This window comes from Nostoc sp., assembly GCF_035638895.1.
GTDB lineage: Bacteria > Cyanobacteriota > Cyanobacteriia > Cyanobacteriales > Nostocaceae > Nostoc.
Genome location: NZ_DASQZC010000259.1, coordinates 1 through 1,555 on the forward strand (window position 1 = coordinate 1; position 1,555 = coordinate 1,555).

General features: G+C 43.3%; 3 protein-coding genes. 2 read left to right on the top strand and 1 reads right to left on the bottom strand.

Going from position 1 to position 1,555, the window contains the following annotated elements:
• Nucleotides 1-403 (top strand): pseudouridine synthase (locus tag VE944_RS12540; RefSeq protein WP_324977420.1); only part of this gene is annotated, 403 nt, incomplete at its 5' end.
• Between the two features lie 29 nt (nt 404-432).
• A complete protein-coding gene (locus tag VE944_RS12545; RefSeq protein ID WP_324977423.1) occupies nt 433-1,251 on the top strand; it encodes a helix-turn-helix domain-containing protein in 819 nt (272 codons plus the stop codon).
• Between the two features lie 83 nt (nt 1,252-1,334).
• Here the strand turns inward: VE944_RS12545 and VE944_RS12550 are convergent.
• On the bottom strand, nt 1,335-1,555 hold a 221-nt coding region (locus VE944_RS12550), incomplete at its 5' end, for a 4-alpha-glucanotransferase (protein WP_324977426.1).

Genomic DNA, 1,555 nt, shown 5'->3' on the forward strand with positions numbered 1-1,555 from the left:
CAATGACGGAAATCTGACATTTGGACTAACACATCCCCGCCACAGTATTTCCAAAACATATCGTGTTTTGGTAGAAGGACATCCTCCAGAAGCAGTACTGAAAATGTGGCGTCAGGGTGTGATGTTGGAGGGTAGAAAAACTAGGCCCGCTAAGGTACAGCTAATAGAACATCGTGGCGAACAAAGCTTTTTAGAAATAGTGTTGCAGGAGGGAAGAAATCGCCAAATTCGCCGGATAGCTCAACAGTTAGGATACCCAGTAATCAAGCTGCATCGGACTGCTATCGGCCCAATTGAATTACAAACTCCAAAAGAACCTTTTTTGGAAGAGGGTAAATATCGTTCCCTCAAAAATCATGAAATTCAGTTTTTGCAAGACCAGATAACGCAACCTAATTATTGATTCTGTGGAGTTAAGGAGTGTCAGTAGGCATGAAATGGCTAAGAAAGAAGAATAATAACCAGCCATCAATTTCATTAGAGCAACAACGAGCCAAAAAATTGGCAGAAATGGGCGCTCAACTTTGGGCATTGCGTCAAGAACAGGGATTATCTCTAGAGCAAATGGTTGCCTTAACAAGGATTCCCCAACGATTATTGCAGGCGATCGAAGAAGGTAATTTAAACGATCTGCCAGAACCAGTCTACATACAGGGTTTAATCAGGCAATTCGCAGATGCACTAGGTTTGAATGGAGTAGAATTTTCTGGCACTTTTCCGATTAGTTCTGCACAAGTGAATTCTCAAGGTATAAAGAATAATTCACCCCTTAATCAACTACGTCCAATTCATCTTTACTTTCTTTACATATTGCTAATTGTATGTTCTGTAAATGCCTTATCTCAGTTATTAAATAACGCAGTATTACAAGCAAGTACAAGTAATAATCAAAATCAGCCATCCCCAAAACAAAAGTCTATTGTTAAACCAGCAATAGCCCAAGTAAAAGAGTCAGTGGAGGTTCAATCACTTAACGATACCCTTAGCGCCGTCCAACAAGGAAAAGCTGTACAGATTGGTGTTACTTTGAAAGCGTCATCTTGGATTCGCGTAGTAGCCGATGGCAAAACCGAGTTTGAGGGTACTCTGCCAGAGGGAACTCACCGGATTTGGAAAGCCCAACAGCAGCTGACAGTGAAAACTGATAATGCTGGTGGCGTGTTAATGAGCGTCAATCAAGAGAAAGCCAAGGAAATGGGAGAACCAGGGAAAGAGGAAGAAGTTAGAATTGCTGCAAAACCTAAGTTTTGAAATATGGGGCATGGGGGATTGGGCATTGGTTATTCTTTCTTCCCTTGCCTCCCCTGCTTCCCCTGCCCCCCTGACCCCCTGCCTCACTGCGCTTTCGGGGCGCGTCCATTGAGTCTGGTAAGAACTTTCAAGCGATCGCGTAATTCATCTCTCAACGCTTCTCCTTGATAGCGCCACCCCCAGTTACCCTCAGCAGTACTAGGAAAATTCATCCGCGCTTCGTTTCCTAATCCCAAAACATCTTGCAAGGGAATAATCGCTTGGTTGGCTATAGAACTCAAAGCTAGGCGAATTAAATCCCAGT

What these genes read in the sequence shown, in the direction of transcription:
- VE944_RS12545 (WP_324977423.1), top strand. Translation starts at nt 433, where the DNA reads ATGAAATGGCTAAGAAAGAAGAATAATAACCAGCCATCAATTTCATTA.